A 15,893-nucleotide genomic window follows, 5' to 3' on the forward strand; every position below is an offset into this window, starting at 1 on the left:
TCGCTTCGCATCATGGGCAACGTCATCACCGTCACCGTGCCCGCCGCCACGGCCATGCAGGACCTCGGACGCACCCTGGCAGCGCTGCTGCGCCCCGGCGACCTGGTGCTGCTCTCCGGCGAGTTGGGCGCGGGCAAGACGACGCTCACCCGGGGCCTGGGCGAGGGCCTCGGCGTACGGGGCGCGGTCACCTCGCCGACCTTCGTGATCGCCCGGGTCCACCCGCCGTTGGGCGGCGGCCCGGCGCTGGTCCATGTCGACGCCTACCGCCTCGGCGGCGGGCTGGACCAGATGGAGGATCTGGACCTGGACGTCTCCCTGCCGGACTCGGTCGTGGTCGTGGAGTGGGGCGAGGGCAAGGTCGAGGAGCTGTCCGACTCGCGCCTGGAGGTGCGGATCGAGCGCGCGCTCGGCGGGGGCGACGCGCCGGTCGCGGACGCAGGCGCCGACGACGGGCGACGGGTCACCCTGACGGGTCTGGGCTCCCGCTGGTCGGGCGTCGACTGGGGCCCGCTGGTCGCAGCGCACGCCTGATCCGGTGCTTCAGGTCAGGCCCCGGTTGTTATTCCGACGTGGTGTCGGGAAGATGTTGCGTGTGAGCATTCGGCATGGTCACATGATGCCGAGAGTGAGGTCTGCCTGACTACGGGAGGCGACATGTCCGGTACCAGCCCCTGCACGGGGGACGCGCCCGTCAGCATGATCGAGCTGCTGGCCGCCGCGAGAGCCGCCGCCGCAGTGAGCACGCCGCCGGCCGAGCCCGAGGAACCGGTGGACCGGTCCGAGGACGACCAGGAGCTGGAGCCGTCGGCAGCAGCCTGAGTCCCTGCGTCCGGACGCCGGCATCCGGGACTCTGCGGCGGGAATGACTCCGCCGCGGGAATCCGTCAGGCGACGACGACGACCTTGGTCCCGTCCGCGGTGAAGTCGAACAGCGCCTGGCCGTCCCCCAGCGTCTCCCGGATGCCGCCCGTGTGCACGGACGGGTCCGGTGCCGGGGTGGTGCCGTCCACGGCCGAACTGAAGCCGATGATCGCACCGGAGTGTCGCGTGAACAGCACAGCGTTCTTGATCTCCACCCCGTCGGAGCCCTTGTACGCCGTCGCGATCTTGTTGTAGACGCTGTACGTCCCCGCCACCGGGCCGACCGTACTCGGCTGCACCGTGAAGGTGCGGTCCGCGGCGGCGTGCGCCGGGTCGACCAGCCAGACCCGCTTGGCTCCCAGCGCGTACACCACGCGCTTGCCCGAGCCCGAGTCCGCGGGGACCGCGACCGGTTTGGGCGCCGCACTCGGCCGCGCCGAGGGTCCCGCCGAGGCACCGGACGAGCCGCTCGACCCGCCCCCCGCCGCCGTCGGCGTCTCGTGCACCGCGCCCTTGGCCTGCAACGCCAGCACCGTGACAAGCGCGAGCGCCGACGCCGTCAGTCCGGTGACGACGGTGCCGGAACCGATCCTTGCCACTTCTCCTCCAGCAGTCGGCAACCGTGTGAATGCTCAGCTTCTCATCCCGCCACCCCGATCCGTCTAACCTGGTGACGTGCTCCTGCTTGCGTTCGACACCGCGACCCCTGCCGTCACCGCCGCCGTCTACGACACGGAACGCCGGGTCACCCTCGCCGCCGCCGACCAGGTCGACGCCCGGCGGCACGGTGAGCTGCTGCTTCCCACCATCGACCAGGTGCTGCGCGCGGCCGGCGTCGCCAAGGAGCAGCTCGGCGCGGTGGTCGTCGGCGTCGGCCCCGGCCCGTACACCGGGCTGCGGGTGGGGCTGGTCACCGCCGTCGCGCTCGGCCACGCCCTCGGCATCCCCGTGCACGGGGTGTGCACGCTGGACGGCATCGCCCACGCCGCCCGCGAGGCGGGGCTGACGGTGCCCTTCACCGCCGCCACGGACGCCCGCCGCAAGGAGGTCTACTGGGCCTCCTACGACGCCTCTGGGGAGCGCGTGGACGGCCCTGCCGTGGACCGTCCCGCCGACCTCGCCGACCGCATCGGGGACGTCCCCGCCGTGGGCGCGGGGGCGGCGCTCTACCCGGAGGCCTTCACCCGGCTCCAGCCGGGGATGCCCGAGCACCAGTCGGCCGCCGCCCTCGCCGCGCTCGCCGCCGAAAGGCTCGCCGCGGGCCGTGAGCTGCTGCCACCGACCCCGCTCTACCTGCGCCGTCCCGACGCCGAGGTGCCCAAGAACTACAAGACGGTCCTCCCGGCATGAGCGTCGGCATGAACCAGTCGGACGCTCTGCGGTCGGTCAACCTGCGCGAGATGCGCTGGTGGGACATCGCTCCGGTGCTGCGCCTCGAGCACGAGCTGTTCCCTGAGGACTCCTGGTCCGCAGGGATGTTCTGGTCCGAACTCGCCGACAGTCGGCACCCCCGGGCCACCCGCTGGTACACCGTCGCCGAGGCCGCCGACGGCCGCATCCTCGGCTACGCCGGCCTCATGGCGGTCGCCGGCAGCGGGGACGTCCAGACCATCGCCGTGTCCCGGGAGTACTGGGGCACCGGCCTCGGGCCCCGCCTGCTGACCGTACTGGTCCGCCAGGCCGCGGCCGCCGGCTGCGAGGAACTGCTGCTGGAGGTCCGGGTCGACAACCCGCGCGCCCAGCGCCTCTACGAGCGCTTCGGCTTCAAGCCCGTCGGCATCCGGCGCAACTACTACCAGCCGTCCGGGGTCGACGCCCTGGTGATGCGGCTGGACCACCCCGAGCCCGACCACCCCGAATCCGACGACCCCGAATCCGACGAAGCGAACGACGTAGGAGCAATGAGCCACGATGGCTGACGAACCGCTGGTCCTCGGCATCGAGACCTCCTGCGACGAGACCGGAGTCGGCATCGTCCGGGGCACCACCCTGCTCGCCGACGCCGTTGCCACCAGCGTGGACGAGCACAGCCGCTTCGGGGGCGTCGTCCCCGAGATCGCCAGCCGGGCGCACCTGGAGGCGATGGTCCCCACGGTCCAGCGCGCCCTGGACGAGGCCGGGATCAAGGCGAGCGACCTGGACGGCATCGCCGTCACGGCAGGCCCGGGCCTGGCCGGCGCGCTCCTGGTCGGGGTGTCCGCGGCCAAGGCGTACGCCTACGCCCTCGACAAGCCGCTGTACGGGGTGAACCACCTGGCCTCGCACATCTGTGTGGACCAGCTGGAGCACGGCCGGCTGCCCGAGCCGACGATGGCGCTGCTGGTCTCCGGCGGCCACTCCTCGCTGCTGCTCACGCCGGACATCACCAGCGACGTCCGCTCGCTCGGCGCGACCATCGACGATGCGGCGGGCGAGGCGTTCGACAAGGTCGCCCGGGTGCTCGGACTCGGCTTCCCCGGCGGCCCGGTGATCGACCGTTACGCCGCCGAGGGCGACCCCAAGGCGATCGCCTTCCCGCGCGGGCTGAGCGGCCCCCGCGACCCCGCGTACGACTTCTCCTTCTCCGGACTCAAGACCTCGGTGGCCCGCTGGGTCGAGGCCAGGCGCCGGGCGGGCGAGGAGGTACCGGTGCGGGACGTGGCCGCCTCCTTCCAGGAGGCCGTCACCGACGTGCTGACCCGCAAGGCGATCCGGGCCTGCCGGGACCACGGCGTGGACCACCTGATGATCGGCGGCGGGGTGGCGGCCAACTCCCGGCTGCGCGCCATGGCGCAGGAGCGCTGCGAGCGCGCCGGGATCGAACTCCGGGTGCCCCGGATGAAGCTGTGCACCGACAACGGCGCGATGGTGGCCGCGCTCGGCGCGGAGATGGTCTGGCGCAACCGCACCCCGTCCGCGTTCGATCTCTCCGCCGACTCCTCGCTGCCGGTCACCGAGACGCACGTCCCGGCCTCGCACGCCGATCTGCACCGGCTCTCCGAACAGGGCCGCGCCTAGGAGCGTGCTGAAGGCGACCCTGGATGGTGACTGGGAACCGGCTGGGAGCCGGTACCGTCCTGAGTCGTACGCGTCAGGGCGAGTTGCGGGGAGCACAGCACGGTGGAGCGGCACAGTAGGACCCTCGGCACGGCGGCGGGGGCTCTGTCCCTCACCGTCCTGGCCACCCTGGCCACGGCGTGCAGCAGTGGCGGCGGAGCGGCGCACCCCGCGGGCGACGGAGCGAGCCCGGCAGCCTCCGCACCCTCGGGCGCGGCTTCGGCGAGTACCGGCACGGGATCCTCGACGGACGCCGCTGCCTGGGCGAGGTGGGGCCTCACCCCGCTGCCGCCGACGCCGGCCCCGCCCGCGGACCGGCCGATCAAGCTGACGCGTACCGGCAAGGTCCCGGTGTTCCGGAGCGTCGCGACCGACCAGAAGGTCGTCTTCATCACGGTCGACGACGGTGCGGAGAAGGACCCGGCGTTCGTCCGGATGATGCAGGACCTCAGGGTCCCCATCACGATGTTCCTGATGAACGACACCATCAAGACCAACTACGACTACTTCAAGCCGTTGCAGGCGCTCGGCGACAGCATCCAGAACCACACCCTGCACCACCCGGCGATGAACACCATCTCGGAGGCCCAGCAGAAGACCGAGGTCTGCGGGGACCAGAAGATCATCACCGACCACTACGGCACCGCCCCGTACCTGTTCCGCCCCCCGTACGGAGCGGGCGCGTACTCGGCGAGCCTGAACTCCGCCGTGCAGGCCTGCGGCCCCCGCGCCATCGTCTACTGGAAGGAGACGATGCAGATCACCGGCATGCAGTACCAGGCCGGTGACAAGAAACTCCAGGACGGCGACATCATCCTGGCGCACTTCCGGGGGCCCTCGGAGCTCAAGGGCGAGACCATGACCCAGATGTTCGCCAACCTGCTCAAGCGCATCCAGGAGCAGGGTTTCGCGGTCGCCCGCCTCGACGACTACATCCAGCAGCCCTGAGGCCGCACCGGTCCTAGGCTCCCGGCCGCAGCGCGGGCTGCCCCAGCAGCATCGTCGGGGCGCCCGCCACCCGGGTCAGGAAGACCGTGCAGGAGTTCACTCCTTCGGGTCTGAGTTTCCGGCGCAGCTCCTCCGGCTCGACTGCGGAGCCCCGCTTCTTGATCACCACGGTGCCGACGCCGCGTTCCCGCAGCAGCGCCTTCAGCTTCTTCAGGCCGAACGGCAGCACGTCCGTGATCTCGTAGGGCGTGGCGAAGGGCGTCGGCAGCAGCTCGTCGGCGGTCAGGTAGGCGATCGTCGGGTCGATCAGGGTGGCCCCCAGCCGCGCCGCCACCTCGGCGACCAGATGGGCGCGGATCACCGCGCCGTCGGGCTCGTACAGGTAGCGCCGCACCGGGCCTGCCTCCGGGTCGGGCAGCCGCCCGCCGGTCAGGCTGTCACCGGTCGGCAGCAGCGTCGCCCGGTGGGGTTGCCCGGCGTCCGTGCCGAACCACAGCACGGCCTCCTTCACGTCGCCGCCGTCCGACACCCACTCGGCCTCCGCGCCCTCGGGGACGGCGTCGTGCGGGATGCCGGGCGCGACCTTCAGCGCAGCGTGCGGCACCGCCCGCGCCGCGCGGACGGCGACGCTGAGGGGCGGCGAGTAGGCCTCGGGGTCGAAGATCCTTCCCCGGCCGCCGCGCCGTGCGGGATCGACGAACACGCCCTCACAGGCCGTCAGATCGATGTCGGTGACGTCGGAGCACTGCTGGACGATGAGCTCGCTCAGCCCCAGCGCCTCCGCGTTCGCCTCCGCGACGGCGCAGGTCAGCGGATCGCGGTCGACTGCGAGCACCGTGATGCCGGCCCGCGCCAGCGCGATCGCGTCGCCGCCGATGCCGGAGCAGAGGTCCGCCACGTAGCCCACGCCCAGCTCGGCGAACCGGCGTGCCCGCCAGTCCGCGACGCTGGTCCGGGTCGCCTGCTCGACTCCGTCCGGGGTGAAGTACATCCGCTCTGCGTCGGCCCCGAACTTCGCCGCGGCCCGCTGCCGCAGCCGCGCCTGCCCGATCGCCGCCGACACAAGCTCCGCCGGATGGCTGCGCCGCAGACGTGTCGCGACGGCGAGTTCCTGTCCCGGGACAAAGTCCCGCAGCTCGGCCAGCAGCCCCTGGCCCTCATCCGTCAGCAGCGCCCGGAACGATTCGATCTCCACCCGTTCATCATCGCCCACGCGCGTCGTTGGCACTCTGGTTGACTGAGTGCTAACGGCGGCCTAGTGTCGTGGTTGGCACTCTCCCAGTGAGAGCGCTAACCGCGAAGAGGCGCGTCCGGCACCGCGACGACGGCCACGCCATCCCAAATCTTCGCGACCCAAGACATGAATCACCCCGTGATCTCCGAAGGGGGAGGTCGGAACGTGACGACCACCAGCTCCAAGGTTGCCATCAAGCCGCTCGAGGACCGCATTGTGGTCCAGCCGCTCGAAGCCGAGAAGACCACGGCCTCTGGCCTGGTCATCCCGGACACTGCCAAGGAGAAGCCCCAGGAGGGCGTTGTCCTGGCCGTGGGCCCGGGTCGCTTCGAGGACGGCCAGCGTCTGCCGCTCGACGTCGCCGTCGGCGACATCGTTCTGTACAGCAAGTACGGCGGCACCGAGGTCAAGTACAACGGCGAGGAGTACCTCGTCCTCTCGGCGCGCGACGTTCTCGCGATCGTCCAGAAGTAACAAGAAGTAAGCAGAAGTTAGACCCCGCAGCACAGCTGACGCTGACCGCAGAGTCGTGACCCGCCCGGGCCCCAGTCTTCACTGAGTGAGACCGGGTGCCCGGGCTCGGTTGTTTGAGAGGGAAACCCAAAGCATGGCGAAGATCCTGCAGTTCGACGAGGACGCCCGCCGCTCGCTCGAGCGCGGCGTCAACAAGCTTGCCGACACCGTGAAGGTGACGATCGGTCCCAAGGGCCGCAACGTCGTCATCGACAAGAAGTTCGGCGCGCCCACCATCACCAACGACGGCGTCACCATCGCCCGCGAGGTGGAGCTGGACGACCCGTACGAGAACCTTGGCGCGCAGCTCGTCAAGGAGGTCGCCACCAAGACCAACGACATCGCGGGTGACGGCACCACCACCGCGACCGTCCTGGCCCAGGCCCTGGTCAACGAGGGCCTGCGCAACGTCGCGGCCGGCGCAGGACCGGCCGGACTGAAGAAGGGCATCGACGCCGCCGTCGCGGCCGTGTCGGAGCACCTGCTCTCGGTCGCCCGCGAGATCGACGGCAAGGAGGACATCGCCGCCGTCGCCGCGCTGTCCGCCCAGGACCAGCAGGTCGGCGACCTGATCGCCGAGGCCATGGACAAGGTCGGCAAGGACGGTGTCATCACCGTCGAGGAGTCGAACACCTTCGGGCTCGAGCTCGAGTTCACCGAGGGCATGCAGTTCGACAAGGGCTACCTGTCGCCCTACATGGTCACCGACCAGGAGCGTATGGAGGCCGTCCTCGACGACCCGTACATCCTGATCCACCAGGGCAAGATCTCCAGCATCCAGGACCTGCTCCCGCTGTTGGAGAAGATCCTGCAGGGCGGCGCCAGCAAGCCCCTGCTGATCATCGCCGAGGACGTGGACGGCGAGGCGCTGTCCACCCTGGTCGTCAACAAGATCCGCGGCACCTTCAACGCCGTCGCGGTGAAGGCCCCCGGCTTCGGCGACCGCCGCAAGGCCATGCTCGGCGACCTGGCCACCCTCACCGGTGCCACCGTCATCGCCGAGGAGGTCGGCCTCAAGCTCGACCAGGCCGGTCTGGACCTGCTGGGCACCGCCCGCCGCGTCACGATCAGCAAGGACGCCACCACCGTCGTCGACGGCGGCGGCGAGGGCTCCGAGGTCGCCGCCCGCGTCGCGCAGATCAAGGCCGAGATCGAGAACACCGACTCGGACTGGGACCGCGAGAAGCTGCAGGAGCGCCTGGCCAAGCTGGCCGGCGGGGTCTGCGTGATCAAGGTCGGCGCGGCCACCGAGGTCGAGCTCAAGGAGAAGAAGCACCGTCTCGAGGACGCCATCTCGGCGACCCGCGCGGCGGTCGAGGAGGGCATCGTCGCCGGTGGCGGCGCCTCCCTCGTGCACGCTCAGAAGGTGCTCGACGGCGGCCTGGGCCTGTCCGGCGACGAGGCCGTCGGTGTCGCGGTGGTCCGCCGCGCGCTGATCGAGCCGCTGCGCTGGATCGCCCAGAACGCCGGCCTCGAGGGCTACGTCATCACCACCAAGGTGAGCGAGCTCGACGAGGGCCAGGGCTTCAACGCCGCGACCGGCGAGTACGGCGACCTGATCAAGGCCGGCGTCATCGACCCGGTCAAGGTCACCCGCTCCGCGCTGCAGAACGCCGCGTCCATCGCGTCGCTGCTGCTCACCACGGAGACCCTGGTCGTCGAGAAGCCGGCCGACGAGGACGCCGCTGCCCACGCGGGCCACTCGCACGGCGGCCACGGCCACTCGCACTGACGTCGCTCTGACGCACCGTCGGTAGCACCCGAGGGCCCGGCCCTCCGCCAGCAGGCGGGGGCCGGGCCCTCGGCGCGTCGGTGGGCGCCCGGTCAGTTCCGCTGCCGGGCGCGCAGCCTCTGCGCGGCGGCCTCGCGCTGGTGTGCGGCGAGGGCGTCGACCTCTACCAGCTGCGGCAGCAGCTCCGGTTCGAGGGTCAGCGCACGGAACACCATCCCGGTGGTCAGCCCGTGGTCCGGCCGGGACAGCACGGTGACCGGGTCGCCCGCCCGGACCTCGCCCGGCGTCAGCACCCGCAGGTACGCGCCGGGCAGAGCGCGCTGGGTGAAGCGCTTCACCCACTGCCGCTGGTCCAGCCACCCGGCGAAGGTCCGGCAGGGGATACGGGTCGCGCTGACCTCCAGCACCACCCGCTCACCGACCTGCCAGCGCTCGCCGATGACCGCGTCGCTGACGGCGATCCCACGGGTCGTCAGGTTCTCGCCGAACACGCCCCCGGAGAGTTCGCGGCCGAGCTCCTGCTCCCAGGAGTCGAGCTCCTCGCGCGAGTAGGCGTAGACGGCCTGGTCGTCACCGCCGTGGTAGCGAAGGTCGCAGACGGTGTCCCCGGCCACCCCGCTGGCGGCGACGCCCCGTGGGCCGGGGGCGGTGAGCGCCACCGGACCGTCCACGGGTCGCTTGTCGATGCCGGTCCTGTCCTGGTCGGTGTAGTCGGCCTGGTGGCCCCGCCCGACGTTCACTGAAAGCAGCTTCCCCATGGCCCGCAGCGTAGTCCGTGGTGGCAGGCCGCATACATAAGTCTGTGGACAACTTTTCCCGTGGCATCAAAGGGAGGCTTATGCTGAGCGGGTGATAGAAGCCCGTCATCTCCGCGTGCTCCGTGCCGTCTCGCGTACCGGTTCCTTCTCCGCCGCCGCACGGGAGCTGGGGTACACACAGCCGGCGGTGAGCCAGCAGATGAAGGCGCTGGAGAAGTCGGTGGGGACGCCGCTCGTGGTGCGGGTCGGTCGCGGGATCCGGCTCAGCGAGGCGGGCGAGGTGCTGGTGCGGCACGCAGCCGGGATCCTGGCCGGTCTGACGGCGGCGGAGGAGGAACTGGCCGCCATCGCCGGGCTGCGCACCGGGCGGGTGCGCCTGGTGTCCTTCCCGACGGCCAGTTCGACGCTGGTTCCGCCCGCCGTGGCCGGGGTGCGGGCGGCCCGGCCCGGCGTACGGGTGTCGCTGACCGAGGCGGAGCCGCCGGAGTCGCTGGCGATGCTGCGCGGTGGGGACTGCGAGGTGGCGCTGGCCTTTCGCTATCCGGGTCGGGACACCGGTCTGCATGTGGTGCAGGCGGAGGCGGGGTCGCGCCGGCAGGCACGGGCGGAGGCGGTGGTGGAGGCATCCGCCTCCGCCGCCGCCTGCGACTGGTCGGACCTGGTGGTCCGGCCGCTGCTGGAGGACCGGCTGGTCGGGGTGGTGGCGGAGGGGCACCCGCTGGCCGGTCGGGGAGCGGACGACCCGCTGGAGCTCGCCGAGCTCGCCGGGGAGCAGTGGATCGCGGGGTGTCCCCAGTGCAGGGGCCATCTGGTGGACATGTGCGCGGAGGCGGGCTTCGCGCCGCGGATCGACTTCGCCACGGACGACTACCCGGCGGTGCTCGGACTGGTCGGTGCCGGTCTCGGCGTCGCGGTGCTGCCGGAACTGGCGCTGGCACCGGTCCGGCGGACCGGTGTCTCGGTCGTGCCGCTCGCTTCGGGGGCCTTCCGGGAGGTGGTCGCGCTGACGCTGCCGGATCTGGAGCAGGTGCCGGCCGTCGAGCTGATGCTGGACCGGCTGGCGCGGGTGCGGTTGCCGCAGGCGTAGCGGCGCCGGCGCCGGCGCCGGCGACGGTCGGCGTGGCGAGGTGGCCGCGCGGGGGCGTCGGTCCGCGCGGCCGTTGAGCAGAAACGATTCTTCTTGGCAACGGCCGGTGTCGTCAGCGTGCGGTCAGCCCGTGCTCAGCCACTGATCAGCGTGCCTGAGTCCCGAGTATGCGAGTCCCGAGTGTGTGGGTCCCGAGTGTGTGGGTCCCGCGTGCTTGGGTCCCGCGTGCCTGAGTCCCGGGCGTGCGGGTCCCGCGTGTGCGAGCTCCGTGCGGTCGGGTTCAGTACCGCCGAGTCGAGCGGGCGGTGCCGGGCGCGCCCCAGCAGCTCCTCGCGCTCGTCCTCGGTCAGTCCGCCCCAGACGCCGTACGGCTCGCGTACGGCCAGGGCATGTGTGGCGCACTCGGCTCGCACCGGGCAGCGCATGCAGACCTCCTTGGCGGACTGCTCGCGGGAGCTGCGTGCCGCTCCGCGTTCGCCCTCGGGATGGAAGAAGAGCGAGCTGTCGACGCCCCGGCAGGCGGCGGAGAGTTGCCAGTCCCAGAGGTCTGCGTTGGGGCCAGGGAGGCGGGAGAAGTCTGCCATTGCTCATTCCCTCGGGGTTCGGGTGCGGTCAGGGGGAGATCCGGCGGGCGGCTGGCCCGTCCTGTGGCCCTGCTGGGGGTGCGTCGCGCGGCGCTCACCCCATCCGGTCTGAGTAGATGGAAATATGACTCATGTAGATCTAATCGGACAAGAGGCCATCAGCGTTGCATATAACCCTTAAGTCACGAAAGTCTCATGAAATAGCCAAAGCTGGGCAGGGGTGAGGCGAGTGGCGGAGTCCGAACGGATCAGCCGCGACACGTGGCGTGTCCTGCGAGTGGGGGTACTCGTTGGGAGTACAGGCAGGCCGCGCTCCCGCGCAGCGCCCCGCGCTCGGTTGTGGGGCGTGGCGCATGCATGCCGCAGAAGTGGCGGTTGTGCGCCGGATCGCCCTGCGAGGTGGATGATCCGTAGCGGTTCGACCACATAGAGTGGTGGAGGCGGCTGCCGACCCCGTAACTCATTCGAGTGACGGTCGTTGGGAGTGCGGAGGCGGCAAACGGAACGGGCGTCGGGGAAGACGTCGGTTGCCGCGGCCGTGTCGGTGACGATTCGTACCAGCTCGTACCAGCTCGTACCAGCCAGGAGGCTCAACGTGACCCGGATCAGCTGCGGAGGACGGTCATGACATCCGTTCTCGTCTGTGATGATTCACCGCTCGCCCGGGAGGCGCTCCGCCGCGCGGTCGCGACCGTGCCCGGCGTCGACCGGGTGACCACCGCTACCAATGGTGAGGAGGTGCTCCGTCGCTGGGTCGCGGACCGGTCCGACCTCGTCCTCATGGATGTGCGGATGCCCGGCCTCGGCGGCGTCGAGACGGTGCGGCGGCTGCTGTCCGCCGATCCCGGCGCCCGCATCATCATGCTCACCGTCGCGGAGGACCTCGACGGCGTGGCCCTGGCGGTCGCCGCAGGGGCGCGCGGATACCTGCACAAGGACGCCTCGCGGGCTGAGCTGCGGGCCACCGTGACCCAGGCCCTCGCGGACCCGACCTGGCGGCTCGCCCCCCGGCGGCTGCGCTGCGCCGAGATGGGAGCCGCGCCGACCCTGACAGCCCGTGAGATCCAGGTGCTCGAAGGCATGAGCCACGGCCGCAGCAACGCCGAGATCGGCCGCGAGCTGTTCCTCTCCGAGGACACCGTGAAGACGCACGCCCGCCGGCTGTTCAAGAAGCTCGGTGCCTCCGACCGCGCGCACGCCGTCGCGCTCGGGTTCCGCTGGGGCCTGGTGCGCTGACGCCTCCGCCGTGAGCGCGGGGGCACCCCCGCCCGGTGGGCGGGGGTGCGGGGTGTGGCTTGTTTCCCGGCCGAGGACGCACCATGGGAGACATGGACCTTCTGGGGAGTCTGGAGCTTGGGGAGCCCGCGAACGACGGGGCGCGAAGCGCTGCGACGGTGGGTGGCGGGCGGGAGGGTACGGCTGTGGCGCATAACGTTCCGATGCACAAGTCGGGGTGCGGTGCCACGTTTTCGGAAGCGACCAGGCACCATGGACCGGTGCGTGACGACGAAGTGACTGCTGCCGCGGGCGGCGTGCAGCCTACCGGCGGGGTAGCCGTGCCCATCGGTGCCCTCGTGGTCCGCGCTGTCGGCGGTGACGCCGAGGCCACCGACGAGCTCCTTGCCCGGGTGCACCCGCTGGTGCTGCGCTACTGCAGGGCCCGGCTGATCCGGCTGCCGGGCGGGGCCCGGCACCATGTGGACGACGTGGCGCAGGAAGTCTGCCTCGCGGTGCTCTGCGCGCTTCCCCGGTACCGCGACGAGGGCCGCCCGTTCGAGGCGTTCGTCTACGGGATCGCCGCGCACAAGATCGCGGACCTGCAGCGTGCCGCCATGAGGGGCCCCGGCCAGTCGGTGTTCCTCGCCGAGGATCTGCCGGAGACCCCGGACGACGCACTCGGCCCCGAGGAGCGCGCGCTGCTCAGCAGCGACGCCGCCTGGGCCAGGGAACTGCTGGCCTGCCTCCCGGCCCGGCAGCGGGAGCTGGTGCTGCTCAGGGTCGCCGCGGGACTGACGGCGGAGGAGACCGGCGAGGTGCTCGGGATGTCCGCCGGCGCGGTGCGGGTCGCCCAGCACCGTGCGCTGAGTCGGTTGCGGGCGCTGGCCCTCGGCGGTCCGCAGGGACTCTCCGCCTGACCCGCTCGGCCTGACGTGCTTCGCCTGATCAGTTCGCCCGACCCGTTCGGCCCGACCCGTTCTGGCCCGACCCGTTCGGCGATGCCGGTCGACTTCTGTGAGGTGTTGAGCACATGGGCCGTCCGGGGCGCAAGGGGTGTACCCCGCGTACCGGTAGACTCAAGTATCGGTGCCGAGCTGCCCATCCTGCGGCCCCCCGTGGCGCCGAGTCGCGCGGGCGGGTGCGGCCATCAGCTCCCCGTCCAGAGGATCTTCGGGTCGGTACGGGAAGGTGCCCCACATGTCTTTGAATGCCGCAGGTGTCCCCGAGAAGTTCGCCATGCTCGGGCTCACCTACGACGACGTCCTGCTGCTGCCCGGTGCCTCCGAGGTGATGCCGAACGCAGTGGACACCTCCTCTCGGGTCTCCCGGAACGTCCGCGTGAACATCCCGCTGCTCTCGGCCGCCATGGACAAGGTCACCGAGGCACGGATGGCCATCGCCATGGCCCGCCAGGGCGGTGTCGGCGTACTGCACCGCAACCTCTCCATCGAGGACCAGGTCAACCAGGTCGACCTGGTGAAGCGCTCCGAGTCCGGCATGGTCACCGACCCGATCACGGTCGGCCCGGAGGCCACCCTGGCCGAGGCGGACGCGCTCTGTGCCAAGTTCCGCATCAGCGGCGTCCCGGTCACCGACAGCTCCGGCCGCCTGCTGGGCATCGTCACCAACCGCGACATGGCCTTCGAGCTCGACCGCAGCCGCCAGGTCCGCGAGGTCATGACCCCGATGCCGCTGATCACCGGCGAGGTCGGGATAAGCGGTGAGGACGCCATCGAGCGGCTGCGCCGCCACAAGATCGAGAAGCTGCCGCTGGTGGACGCGGACGGCAGGCTCAAGGGCCTGATCACGGTCAAGGACTTCGTCAAGGCCGAGAAGTACCCGCTGGCCGCCAAGGACGGCGAGGGCCGGCTGCTGGTCGGCGCGGCCGTCGGCGCGAGCGCGGAGGCGCTGGAGCGGGCCCAGGCGCTGGCCGCCGTGGGCGTCGACTTCCTGATCGTCGACACCTCGCACGGCCACAACAGCAACGCCCTGAACTGGATGGCCAAGATCAAGTCGGCGGTCGACGTCGACGTCATCGGCGGCAACGTCGCCACCCGCGACGGCGCCCAGGCCCTGATCGACGCGGGTGTCGACGGAGTCAAGGTCGGCGTCGGCCCCGGCTCCATCTGCACCACCCGCGTGGTCGCCGGGATCGGCGTGCCGCAGGTCACCGCGATCTACGAGGCCGCGCTCGCCTGCCGCGACGCCGGCGTACCGGTCATCGGCGACGGCGGCCTGCAGTACTCGGGCGACATCGGCAAGGCGCTGGCCGCCGGCGCCGACACGGTGATGCTCGGCAGCCTGCTGGCCGGCTGCGAGGAGTCCCCGGGCGAGCTGCTCTTCATCAACGGCAAGCAGTTCAAGTCCTACCGTGGCATGGGCTCGCTCGGTGCGATGCAGTCCCGCGGCCAGGCGAGGTCCTTCTCCAAGGACCGCTACTTCCAGGGCGAGGTCACCTCGGACGAGAAGCTGATCGCCGAGGGCATCGAGGGCCAGGTGCCCTACCGCGGCCCGCTGTCGGCGGTGCTGTACCAGCTGGTCGGCGGTCTGCGGCAGACCATGGGCTACGTCGGCGCGGCGACCATCGCCGAGATGGAGTCCAAGGGCCGCTTCGTCCGGATCACCTCGGCGGGGCTCAAGGAGAGCCACCCGCACGACATCCAGATGACCGTCGAGGCCCCGAACTACCACGGCCAGTAACGACCTGCTCCGGGCAGAGGGGGCCGCTTCGGCGGCCCTTTCCTCGTTGTACGGGATACTGGTCCCTGGCAGCAGCAGGTTGAGCGAAGGGCTGGACGTGACCGAGATCGAGATCGGGCGGGGCAAGCGGGGCCGACGGGCGTACGCCTTCGACGACATCGCCGTCGTACCGAGCCGGCGGACCCGGGACCCCAAGGAGGTCTCGATCGCCTGGCAGATCGACGCCTACCGCTTCGAGCTCCCGTTCCTGGCCGCGCCGATGGACAGCGTGGTCTCACCCGCGCAGGCCATCGCCTTCGGGCAGCTGGGCGGCCTCGGCGTGCTCAACCTGGAGGGTCTGTGGACCCGCTACGAGGACCCGCGCCCGCTGCTCGACGAGATCACCGAGGTCAAGGACGAGGCCGTCGCCACCCGCCGGCTCCAGGAGATCTACCGCGAGCCCATCAGGGCCGAGCTGATCGGCCAGCGGTTGAAGGAGATCCGTGACTCCGGCGTCGTCACCGCGGCGGCCCTGTCGCCGCAGCGCACGGCCGAGTTCTCCAAGGTCGTGGTGGACGCCGGCGTCGACATCTTCGTGATCCGCGGGACCACGGTCTCCGCCGAGCACGTCTCGGGCGCGTCCGAGCCGCTGAACCTCAAGCAGTTCATCTACGAGCTCGACGTCCCGGTCATCGTCGGCGGCTGCGCCACCTACACCGCGGCGCTGCACCTGATGCGCACCGGCGCGGCGGGCGTGCTGGTCGGCTTCGGCGGCGGCGCGGCGCACACCACCCGTACCGTCCTCGGCATCCAGGTGCCGATGGCGACCGCGGTCGCGGACGTCGCGGCGGCCCGGCGCGACTACATGGACGAGTCCGGCGGCCGGTACGTCCACGTGATCGCGGACGGCGGTGTCGGCTACAGCGGGGACCTGGCGAAGGCCGTCGCCTGCGGTGCCGACGCGGTGATGATCGGCGCCGCGCTGGCCCGTGCCAACGACGCCCCCGGCAAGGGATTCCACTGGGGCATGGAGGCCGTGCACGAGGAGCTGCCGCGCGGAAAGCGGGTGGACCTGGGCACGGTCGGCACGACCGAGGAGATCCTCTCTGGCCCCTCGCACACGCCGGACGGCACCATGAACCTGTTCGGCGCGCTGCGCCGGGCGATGGCCACCACCGGCTACTCGGAGCTCAAGGAGTTCCAGCGGGTCGAGGTCACGGTCGCGCACCGGTAGCTCGCA

General features: G+C 71.3%; 16 protein-coding genes and 1 pseudogene. 13 read left to right on the plus strand and 4 right to left on the minus strand.

Annotated elements, in window-relative coordinates:
- The first annotated feature begins 12 nt into the window (after positions 1-12).
- Entirely contained in the window at positions 13-534 is a 522-nt protein-coding gene (gene tsaE, locus ABIA33_RS01855) for a tRNA (adenosine(37)-N6)-threonylcarbamoyltransferase complex ATPase subunit type 1 TsaE (protein ID WP_370076130.1), read from the plus strand.
- Positions 535-657: 123 nt separating this feature from the next.
- Complete coding sequence (locus tag ABIA33_RS01860; RefSeq protein ID WP_370076132.1) at positions 658-822, plus strand: hypothetical protein; 165 nt, start codon at positions 658-660, stop codon at positions 820-822.
- Positions 823-887: 65 nt separating this feature from the next.
- Here the strand turns inward: ABIA33_RS01860 and ABIA33_RS01865 are convergent, their stop codons facing one another.
- Positions 888-1,463 (minus strand): hypothetical protein, encoded by a 576-nt coding sequence (locus ABIA33_RS01865; RefSeq protein WP_370076134.1) that lies wholly within the window; start codon positions 1,461-1,463, stop codon positions 888-890.
- A 76-nt stretch (positions 1,464-1,539) separates the two neighbouring features.
- On the opposite strand from ABIA33_RS01865, the gene tsaB reads away from it, so the two are divergent.
- The 4 genes from tsaB to ABIA33_RS01885 all read left to right on the plus strand — a co-directional run bounded on the left by tsaB (position 1,540) and on the right by ABIA33_RS01885 (position 4,848).
- A complete protein-coding gene (gene tsaB, locus ABIA33_RS01870; RefSeq protein WP_370076136.1) occupies positions 1,540-2,214 on the plus strand; it encodes a tRNA (adenosine(37)-N6)-threonylcarbamoyltransferase complex dimerization subunit type 1 TsaB in 675 nt (224 codons plus the stop codon).
- A gap of 8 nt (positions 2,215-2,222) precedes the next feature.
- Entirely contained in the window at positions 2,223-2,783 is a 561-nt protein-coding gene (gene rimI, locus ABIA33_RS01875) for a ribosomal protein S18-alanine N-acetyltransferase (protein ID WP_370076138.1), read from the plus strand.
- A complete protein-coding gene (tsaD, locus tag ABIA33_RS01880) occupies positions 2,776-3,861 on the plus strand; it encodes a tRNA (adenosine(37)-N6)-threonylcarbamoyltransferase complex transferase subunit TsaD (RefSeq protein ID WP_370076140.1) in 1,086 nt (361 codons plus the stop codon). Before rimI ends, tsaD begins: the two co-directional genes overlap by 8 nt.
- A 102-nt stretch (positions 3,862-3,963) precedes the next feature.
- Positions 3,964-4,848 carry a polysaccharide deacetylase family protein gene (locus tag ABIA33_RS01885; RefSeq protein WP_370076142.1) on the plus strand — a complete coding sequence of 295 codons (885 nt, stop codon included), beginning with the start codon at positions 3,964-3,966 and terminating at the stop codon, positions 4,846-4,848.
- A 13-nt stretch (positions 4,849-4,861) separates the two neighbouring features.
- Here ABIA33_RS01885 and ABIA33_RS01890 read toward each other — a convergent pair whose 3' ends face one another.
- Complete coding sequence (locus ABIA33_RS01890) at positions 4,862-6,043, minus strand: SAM-dependent methyltransferase (RefSeq protein ID WP_370076144.1); 1,182 nt, start codon at positions 6,041-6,043, stop codon at positions 4,862-4,864.
- A 204-nt stretch (positions 6,044-6,247) separates the two neighbouring features.
- Here ABIA33_RS01890 and groES point away from each other — a divergent pair, with 204 nt between their 5' ends.
- Together groES and groL are read left to right on the plus strand one after the other, a co-directional pair.
- Positions 6,248-6,556, plus strand: coding sequence for a co-chaperone GroES (gene groES, locus ABIA33_RS01895; protein WP_182455248.1), 309 nt, complete (start codon positions 6,248-6,250; stop codon positions 6,554-6,556).
- Positions 6,557-6,689: 133 nt separating this feature from the next.
- A complete protein-coding gene (groL, locus tag ABIA33_RS01900; RefSeq protein ID WP_370076146.1) occupies positions 6,690-8,327 on the plus strand; it encodes a chaperonin GroEL in 1,638 nt (545 codons plus the stop codon).
- Between the two features lie 92 nt (positions 8,328-8,419).
- Here the strand turns inward: groL and ABIA33_RS01905 are convergent, their stop codons facing one another.
- A complete protein-coding gene (locus ABIA33_RS01905) occupies positions 8,420-9,085 on the minus strand; it encodes an MOSC domain-containing protein (RefSeq protein ID WP_370076148.1) in 666 nt (221 codons plus the stop codon).
- Between the two features lie 91 nt (positions 9,086-9,176).
- Between ABIA33_RS01905 and ABIA33_RS01910 the strand changes: the two genes are divergently transcribed.
- The gene (locus ABIA33_RS01910) at positions 9,177-10,172 is read left to right on the plus strand and encodes a LysR family transcriptional regulator (protein WP_370076150.1); all 996 of its coding nucleotides are present in this window, start codon (positions 9,177-9,179) and stop codon (positions 10,170-10,172) included.
- A gap of 298 nt (positions 10,173-10,470) precedes the next feature.
- Here the strand turns inward: ABIA33_RS01910 and ABIA33_RS01915 are convergent.
- Positions 10,471-10,756 (minus strand): annotated as a pseudogene (locus ABIA33_RS01915) (WhiB family transcriptional regulator); the annotation flags it as partial.
- 624 nt (positions 10,757-11,380) lie between these two features.
- On the opposite strand from ABIA33_RS01915, the gene ABIA33_RS01920 reads away from it, so the two are divergent.
- The 4 genes from ABIA33_RS01920 to ABIA33_RS01935 all read left to right on the plus strand — a co-directional run bounded on the left by ABIA33_RS01920 (position 11,381) and on the right by ABIA33_RS01935 (position 15,887).
- Positions 11,381-11,992 (plus strand): response regulator transcription factor, encoded by a 612-nt coding sequence (locus ABIA33_RS01920; protein WP_030251459.1) that lies wholly within the window; start codon positions 11,381-11,383, stop codon positions 11,990-11,992.
- Between the two features lie 260 nt (positions 11,993-12,252).
- Positions 12,253-12,891 (plus strand): RNA polymerase sigma factor ShbA, encoded by a 639-nt coding sequence (shbA, locus tag ABIA33_RS01925; RefSeq protein WP_370076152.1) that lies wholly within the window; start codon positions 12,253-12,255, stop codon positions 12,889-12,891.
- Between the two features lie 280 nt (positions 12,892-13,171).
- Positions 13,172-14,674, plus strand: a complete 1,503-nt coding sequence (gene guaB, locus ABIA33_RS01930) for an IMP dehydrogenase (RefSeq protein WP_370076154.1) — start codon at positions 13,172-13,174, stop codon at positions 14,672-14,674.
- Positions 14,675-14,771: 97 nt separating this feature from the next.
- A complete protein-coding gene (locus tag ABIA33_RS01935; protein ID WP_370076156.1) occupies positions 14,772-15,887 on the plus strand; it encodes a GuaB3 family IMP dehydrogenase-related protein in 1,116 nt (371 codons plus the stop codon).
- Positions 15,888-15,893 lie beyond the last annotated feature (6 nt).

It is taken from the genome of Streptacidiphilus sp. MAP12-16 (genome assembly GCF_041262165.1).
Lineage (GTDB): Bacteria > Actinomycetota > Actinomycetes > Streptomycetales > Streptomycetaceae > Streptacidiphilus.